The 7,724-nt window shown below is 23.8% G+C and carries 9 protein-coding genes and 1 pseudogene; 4 read left to right on the top strand and 6 right to left on the bottom strand.

Annotation, left to right across the window (positions count from 1 at the left end):
• The coding region (locus EIC27_RS04775) for a transposase domain-containing protein (protein WP_153183752.1) at nt 1–276 on the top strand (276 nt) is incomplete at its 5' end.
• A gap of 110 nt (nt 277–386) precedes the next feature.
• Here the strand turns inward: EIC27_RS04775 and EIC27_RS04770 are convergent.
• The 6 genes and pseudogenes from EIC27_RS04770 to EIC27_RS07990 all read right to left on the bottom strand — a co-directional run bounded on the left by EIC27_RS04770 (nt 387) and on the right by EIC27_RS07990 (nt 4,702).
• Complete coding sequence (locus tag EIC27_RS04770; protein WP_126044978.1) at nt 387–974, bottom strand: LemA family protein; 588 nt, start codon at nt 972–974, stop codon at nt 387–389.
• A gap of 319 nt (nt 975–1,293) precedes the next feature.
• Nucleotides 1,294–1,755: a hypothetical protein gene (locus tag EIC27_RS04765; RefSeq protein WP_126044977.1), complete on the bottom strand. Its 462-nt coding sequence runs from the start codon at nt 1,753–1,755 to the stop codon at nt 1,294–1,296.
• Between the two features lie 293 nt (nt 1,756–2,048).
• A complete protein-coding gene (locus EIC27_RS04760) occupies nt 2,049–2,408 on the bottom strand; it encodes a TrbC/VirB2 family type IV secretion system protein (RefSeq protein WP_126044976.1) in 360 nt (119 codons plus the stop codon).
• A gap of 68 nt (nt 2,409–2,476) precedes the next feature.
• Nucleotides 2,477–2,980, bottom strand: a complete 504-nt coding sequence (locus tag EIC27_RS04755; RefSeq protein ID WP_205702338.1) for a hypothetical protein — start codon at nt 2,978–2,980, stop codon at nt 2,477–2,479.
• A 140-nt stretch (nt 2,981–3,120) separates the two neighbouring features.
• Nucleotides 3,121–3,684: an NADPH-dependent FMN reductase gene (locus tag EIC27_RS04750; RefSeq protein WP_126044974.1), complete on the bottom strand. Its 564-nt coding sequence runs from the start codon at nt 3,682–3,684 to the stop codon at nt 3,121–3,123.
• A gap of 65 nt (nt 3,685–3,749) precedes the next feature.
• Nucleotides 3,750–4,702: pseudogene (locus EIC27_RS07990) on the bottom strand (DUF6765 family protein).
• A 75-nt stretch (nt 4,703–4,777) separates the two neighbouring features.
• Here EIC27_RS07990 and EIC27_RS04735 point away from each other — a divergent pair.
• The 3 genes from EIC27_RS04735 to tnpA all read left to right on the top strand — a co-directional run.
• Complete coding sequence (locus tag EIC27_RS04735) at nt 4,778–6,613, top strand: heme lyase CcmF/NrfE family subunit (RefSeq protein WP_126044971.1); 1,836 nt, start codon at nt 4,778–4,780, stop codon at nt 6,611–6,613.
• Between the two features lie 4 nt (nt 6,614–6,617).
• Complete coding sequence (locus EIC27_RS04730) at nt 6,618–7,178, top strand: hypothetical protein (RefSeq protein ID WP_126044970.1); 561 nt, start codon at nt 6,618–6,620, stop codon at nt 7,176–7,178.
• Nucleotides 7,179–7,567: 389 nt separating this feature from the next.
• Nucleotides 7,568–7,724 (top strand): IS66 family insertion sequence element accessory protein TnpA (tnpA, locus tag EIC27_RS08260; RefSeq protein WP_410519448.1); only part of this gene is annotated, 157 nt, incomplete at its 3' end.

Genomic DNA, 7,724 nt, shown 5'->3' with positions numbered 1-7,724 from the left:
CTTTTAGATGGAAGACTGCGTATTGATAATAATGATTCGGAGCGTAGTATAAAACCATTTGCAGTTGGCAGAAAAAATTGGATGTTCTGTGCAACAACTAAGGGTGCTAAAGCTAGTGCAAATATTTATAGTATTATTGAAACTTGCAAAGTAAATAAGATTAATCCTTATGATTATTTAAAATATTTGCTGAATCATATTCATGATTATTCTGATCCAAAAGAGTTAGTAAATTTACTTCCATATAATATTGATAAAAAAATATCATCAAATTAAATTTTTTTTAGAATTATCAAAAAACTTAAGAAACCCAAAGAAAGGCGGATAATACTTGTCAAGATGGGGATATTTTAGCGTTTACATATAAATATCTAATTTTTTTCATTTTAGTTAAAAGCTATTTTTGGTGTTTCTTTTATAGAATCACTTTCTGTGTAGTTTGTTAACTTTTCATGAGAGAAAAATATTTTATTCCACATAAGGCCAGGAAATGTAGTTATTAAAATGTTAAAATTTCTAACAGAGTTAATATAATCTCTTCTAGCTACAGAAATTCTATTCTCATTTCCTTCTATTTGAGACTGCAGTGTTGAAAAGTTTTGAGTTGCTTTTAACTCTGGATAACGCTCAGATACAGCAAGAAGTTTAGTTAATGCAGATCCCATATTAGTTTGAGCATTAAAAAATTGCTTAGTTAGATTAGGGTTATTCTTTAAATCTTGAGCAGAAATTTTTATTGTACCTACTTTGGCACGTTCCTTAATTACATTTTCAAGTGTAGTCTTCTCATAATTTGCAGCCCCTTTTACTACTTCAACAATTTGAGGAACTAATTCACTCCTTCTTTTATATTGATTAAGTAACTGACTAGCACTTGCTTCAACTTCAGCCTCTGATTTTGGTATATTATTAATGCTATTTATTGATAAGCCTGCTATAACAATTATTATAATAGCCCATACAAACTTATTCATCACTACCTCCTAAAAACACTTAATAAAATTAAACAATTACTCCTAAACTCAAAACAATAAATAGACTTTTATGTGTCAATTTAAAATTTTGGACTAATGAATAACGTGCGTTTATTTGTTAAGGTACTTTAAATAAATAACAAAATCAATAAATTGACTAAAGGTTTTATATACAAAATTCCATTTAGATTTTAATATTTATTTTAAATAACTTTGAAAAAGTATTTATATTTTGATTCACAATGATTTTATAGGTTATTTTTAAGATAGATATTTTTAAAATTTTAACTCGTCAAAACAGTCTGTAACATAATTTTTATTAGTTTTTAGAGGAAAATATAATTATAAATTCAAAAGTTGCATATATATTATTATTTTCTGAAAAATCTTTAAAGTATGTTTTTCCTACATTATTAAAATAATTTTTATGGTCAAAGTGTGTACATTGGTCTTGTAAAAAATTTGCTTGGCCTAGTGATCTTATATCATGTATCAGTGTTTTTAAGTTATTATAACTTAATTTAATTTTTTCAATACTAACTATAGGATTTTTTAAATTTGCTCTTTGAGCAATTTGTGTAACTATTTGAGGGTTAATCATTGGTATTACTCTAGGATATATTTTGCCATAAGATTTTTCATCTGTTTTTATTAGACAGCTTTTTAATTCTATTAATGTATGGCCACCTAATAATATTCCCAAAAATAATGAATTTTTTTTTAAATTATTTTTATATTGAATTAAAGATCCAATTAAATCATTGCTATAATGAAGCGACATAAAACTAATAATTAGGTCATACTTTTTAGATAAAACTATATTATCTTCATCAAAGTCTTTAAGTGATTTATAATCAATTTTTAAATTATTTTTAAAGTCATCAATAAAATTTAATTGATTTAATGAATAAAAAAGTGATGAATTGACTGTATGGGACTGTAGTATAAAATCTAAATTGTCTTTTAATAATAATTTAGATTGTAATAATAAACCTAAGTCATCGTTGTTTAACTTAGGTTTATTTAAAAATTTAGTTATTTTTTTATCAAATAATTTTTTTATGATATCAACAATTATTTATTATTTTGAGTGCAAGGACCAGCTCCATCTTTTCCAGCAGCTATGAATTCTACTACAGAATTTGCGCCAAATAGTACTCCCATACCTACAGAAACTGCTATAGCAACGCCCCATGTTATTTTACCTAAAAATAGTCCTATGGCAATGGAAATAGTTACTAATATAGCAATAGTTTTACCAACATTACCTTGTGCTATACTAATTACATTACATAAAACATTAGCTATTTGTGCGCCAGGATCATCCCCGGTTTGTTTACTAGGGTCATCAGCATTAATAATTTCTATATTATAATAAGTTATTGTTAAGAATAAAGTTAAAAAAGTAAATATTGAGATGTATGTTCTTTTCATATTTATCACCACTTTAAATTGTATAAATAAATAGTATCACAGAGACAAACAACTTCAAGTACTTTATACTACTTTAGCGATAGTAAATGTGTGTTTTTGATATTTAGATAAAACAATTTCTTAAAATTGTATAAATATCCCATTGATTTTCCAATAAATAATCCAGCAAGAATTGCAAATAGTGATATATATAATTCTTCTATAATACTTTCTTCAAATATGCTCTTATCAATAATTTGTAAATATTTAAAGTAATAAGTGCTAAAAAACAATAAGAGCATATAAATAAAAGAAACTTTAGAATAAGGAATTTTCAATTCGTTATTTTTAAAATTATAAATATAAGTAAATTTATGTTTTATAATTATTAAATAACTTGTGGTTATTCCTATAAAAATTGATACTAAGCAAGAGTATATAATAAATATATCAATCTCGTTTAAAGTTAGTAAATTTTGTATGAATAAAAGTAATAATATGATTGGAGCAATAAATATTTTTTTTAATTGAATCAATATATCTTTAGAAGATTTTATTTCACTCCAAATATAATACAACAACAAACAATACACCCAAGATGGTGTGCTAATTAAAAATAACTTCAATGTCTTCACTTAATTTTACCTATTATATATTTTCAACTTTAAATATATCACATTAATAATAAAATTAAATTTTTATTAAAATATATAATTAAATTAAAGAAGATTAACTATTCATTTATTAAAATTTTTAAATGGTTAATTGAGTTAAAAAGTGCATTTTTTAAATTTTCATCTTTTAGTTCTCCTTTCTGGTTAAAATTTTTATCAGCAAAGGGTATAGCTATATTATAATGTGAAATAGTTACTCCTAAATTATTAAGTAAAAGCCTTAAATGTGGAAGAGCTCTTATTCCACCAAATTTTCCTATAGAAGCAGCTGATATGCTTGCAAATTTATTTTTAAAGGCACTTAAAGATATTTCATCTCCTGGTTCAGGGCGGCTTAACCAGTCTAATGTATTTTTTAATAAAGGAGAAAAAAAGCCATTATATTCAGGTGTAGATATGTATAAGGCTTTGCAACTTATAAATAGTTGTTTTAATTTTTTTACATCTTGAGGTATACCATTTTCATTTTCATAATCTCCATTATAAATGGGTATTTCAAAATCATTTAAATTGACTATTTTTGAATTAAGAGCAATTTTAAGAGAATAATTATAAGCAAATTTAACTAATTTAGTATTATAGGAATTTTTTCTAGTGCTCCCAGAGATGAACAAAACTGTCATTGTAATAAATTGATATAGTTGATATGTAAATTAAATGCTATATAAAAACTTTTTTATGGTCAATCTTATAGATTTATTTTCAATAATTTTAAAGTTTGTAAGGTAAAATTACAGTGTAATTTAATTGATTCTTGAAATTTAAACCAGCTTGTAGATTTAAAAGATACATTTGATTTTATAGTATAATTTTTATTGTTTAGTTTAGTAAAAAATTCATCTCTCCAATAATTGATTTTGTAATTTAATATATCAAAATTTGAAATTATTTTGGCAATTTTATTATATTTTTTAATTCTAGTGCTTGTCATAATTTTTACATCAAAATAATTGTTTTTTTCATTGTTGCTCATAATTTTTTTTAAAATTAATAGGAATTTATTAATATTAAAATTATATCTTTTAGTAAAATTTAAATATAATTCTGTTAACATAGTAGATGCTTCTGAAAATCTTGTTACATTATTAATTTTTTCATCCTTAAGTCTTGTATCTTTCCACATTAATCCAACTAAATCAGGCTTATCTAAGGCATCTAAATGTGCAATATTTGGTGAAAATTTTGCCAGTAAATTGTTAAAAGCATTATAACTACAATTTTCTCCTATAAAATTTTGATGAGCCCAAGTATCTACAAATGCATGAGTTGCAATACCTATCCAATACAAATTTTTACTTTTAATGCGTGCATTAGAATAAATTTTGCCAGTTTGGAATATTTTATTGTGTTAAATTTATGTTTTATTCCATCTTTTCGTATATTATTCGTTGTTATATCTGGTAAAAAGTGAAAAGGTATTAAAATTTTTTTCAAGTCATAAAGATATATATTTTTCTTAGTAATTGAAGATACGAAATTTTTATACAAAATTTGTTTATTATGCTTATCATATATAGTATATTTAGTGTCATTGTCATCAACCATTTGTGAACTATAAGCTATAATATATGCTTCATGGATTTTAAATCCACATGCTAAAGCTATTAGGTATGTAATGTAATAATGATATTCTATATCCATTAATTATGTTGATATAAATAATATTTGTATTATAAATAACTCAAAAACAAAATATCCGTAAGCTTTGGAGCAAAAATGTATGCTGAAATTGGGAATTTTTTTCTATATCTATCATTAATTTCATTATTATTTGTAATAACTAATTTTATATTTCCTATAAAATATAAAGCAAATATTATGTTGTATTCATGGGGAATTACAACAATATCAACAATAATAAGTTTTTTATGTCTAGTAATTTGTTATGTAATATCTGATTATTCAGTATTAAATGTTCTTTATAATTCTCACGAGCTAAAACCAATTATATATAAAATTGCAGGTTCATGGAGCAATCATGAAGGATCAATGTTGCTTTGGATAATTTCAATTACTATACCAACTTTTTTATTTGCTATTATTGCTAATGACAATATACCTGTAAAAAACCTGACATTATTTTTTCAAGCTACTTTAGGTTTTTTATTTGTAATTTATACATTATTTACATCTAATCCTTTTGAAAGGATAATACCTGCACCTATTAGAGGTTTAGGAATGAATCCATTGTTACAAGATATAGGAGTCTCATTTCACCCGCCAATACTTTATTTAGGCTATGTAGGTTTTTCACTACCTTTTTCATCTGCATTGTCAGTATTAATATTAAAAGACAAAAATCAATGGATTAAATCTATCAGGCCATGGATTTTATATGCTTGGAGTTTTTTAACTTTAGGAATAGGATCAGGTGCTTGGTGGGCTTATCGAGAATTAGGATGGGGAGGATTTTGGTTTTGGGATCCTGTTGAAAATGCATCACTTATGCCTTGGATAACTGCAATTGCATTGATTCACTCTATTAGATTTTCTGAAGATTCTAAATTGCAATTAAATTGGAGTATATTACTTACCATAATAACATTTACATTAGTAATGATTGGAACATTTATAGTAAGGTCTGGTGCCATTGCTTCGGTTCATTCATTTGCTCAAGACCCTAAAAGAGGATTTTTTATATTAATATCAATTTTTCTGATTTCAGGATTTGCATTGTTATTATATGCAGTTAATTTTAAAAAATTATGTAAAGATAATGCTGCAAGTTCTTTTTCTAATAAATACATATTACTAAATAATATAGTACTATCATTAATTGCAATTATAGTATCATTGGGTACTATATATACAATGTTTATGGAGGTATTTTTTAGAAAATATTTAATAATTGATAGTAATTATTATAATTCATTAATTACTCCAATTACTGTTTTATTGGTAATTTTATGTACCTTAGGAACAAATGATATATTTAAGATATTTGCAAAAAAGGGTAAGGTAATATCATTTGTTATCTCTATAATAACTACATTTATAATTGTATATTATTTTAAAATAAATAAATTATATTCAGTTCTTGGGATTCATTGCTCAATTTTATTATTCATAATATCATTGACCCTTATTTTTAAATTGAGAAAATTACAAATATTACCAGTTTCAATTGCTCATTCAGGATTTGCAATATTAATTTTTTCAATATCTATGTTTTATGGGTTAAAAGATGAAAAGATGAGTGTACTTGAGTTAAATGAAAAAATGATTTTTAGGAATTTAGATATTAAGTTAGAAAATGTCATTTATAAAACCGAATCTAATTATTTAACAAAAACTGCAGTTATATCTGTAAATGATGATTTAAATGTTTATCCTGAAATAAGATTTTATCCAATTGAAAAACAACAAACAGTAGAGGTTGATATGATTAGTAATTTCTTTTATGATATTTATTTCTCAATAAATTCACCAGATGATTCTAAAAAAATTATGCTAAATGTTCAATACAATCCTATGATAAACTTTATTTGGATAAGTTGTATATTGATTTGTTCTTCAGGCTTTATTGCTATAATACTCAAAAAAATAAAGTAAAAGCATGATTATAAAGGATTTTATTCAACAATTAATGCAAAGCAAAGAGCTATGCTATAAAGATGTGAAGAAATGTTCAAATTCCTTTTTAAAAGGTGGTGCTACACCAGCTCAGATTAGCTCTTTTTTTACAGCAATGATAAATAAGAAATTTACTAGAAAAGAATTTCAAGGATTGATAGATGGAATAAATTTAAAAATAGAAACAACTGATAAAACAAAGTACGATTTTTATATTTATTCATTTATACAAAATAATTTATCTATTGCACTTTGTTTAATATTGTCTGAATTTCAAAATCATATTTGTGCTAAATTTAAAAATTTGTATCTTGAAAATATTGATGTGCTTCAATCAAATAAAGATATTGATAAACATGAATTAAGTGAAAAATATAATTTATTTTTATCTTTATCTGATTATAATAAAATCTTAAAAAATATATTATTTTTAAGATCAGAGATAGGTTTTAATCATTTATTAGATCTATTTGAATTGTCAATCTCTTCTGTATATTTTAAACATAGTCTGACCATATTAGATGATGAAAGATTTTTGAATTAAACTCAAATTATGATTTGCCTGTTATATTTGATAATAAGATATTTTTAGTAATAGGTGATGATGGGGTTAAATTAGTTAAAATAGGTGAGTCAAAAATAGAAAAACTTATACTTTTTCATGATTTGTAGAGATATAATTCAATGAATTTTACTCAGTCAATTTCAAATGAAATTTTTCTAAATTTTTGTATAACATTAATAGAACAAATATATACTTTAAGTGATATAAATTATGATTTTAAAAATTATAAGAATATATCCAAAGATGTAGTGCAAAAATATATCAGTTATTTTGAAATAATATAAAAAGCTAAGTAAGCGCTAAAATAAGGGCATCTAGGCAAGAATAAAAATAAGTGGTAGAACAAAAGCCTAAAAAAATAGAGGCTAATGATGCTATTAGAAAAAAAGAAAAAAAGAATAAGTAATGAAAAATGGAAAGAGCTAGTAGAAGAATATAAAAAAAGTAATGTAAGTAAATATGAATTTTGTAAGCAAAAGAATGTGCCGAGAAGTACATTTTATAAATGGCACAGAATTCTTGTAG

This window comes from Candidatus Aquarickettsia rohweri, assembly GCF_003953955.1.
Classification (GTDB): domain Bacteria; phylum Pseudomonadota; class Alphaproteobacteria; order Rickettsiales; family Midichloriaceae; genus Aquirickettsia; species Aquirickettsia rohweri.
This window is presented reverse-complemented; position numbering and strand designations above follow the sequence as displayed.

Excerpts from the sequence above, each read along its gene's own strand:
- EIC27_RS04770 (WP_126044978.1), bottom strand. The coding sequence starts at position 974 with ATGAATAAGTTTGTATGGGCTATTATAATAATTGTTATAGCAGGCTTA.
- EIC27_RS04765 (WP_126044977.1), bottom strand. The coding sequence starts at position 1,755 with ATGTCGCTTCATTATAGCAATGATTTAATTGGATCTTTAATTCAATAT.
- EIC27_RS04760 (WP_126044976.1), bottom strand. The coding sequence starts at position 2,408 with ATGAAAAGAACATACATCTCAATATTTACTTTTTTAACTTTATTCTTA.
- EIC27_RS04750 (WP_126044974.1), bottom strand. The coding sequence starts at position 3,684 with ATGACAGTTTTGTTCATCTCTGGGAGCACTAGAAAAAATTCCTATAAT.
- EIC27_RS04735 (WP_126044971.1), top strand. The coding sequence starts at position 4,778 with ATGTATGCTGAAATTGGGAATTTTTTTCTATATCTATCATTAATTTCA.
- EIC27_RS04730 (WP_126044970.1), top strand. The coding sequence starts at position 6,618 with ATGATTATAAAGGATTTTATTCAACAATTAATGCAAAGCAAAGAGCTA.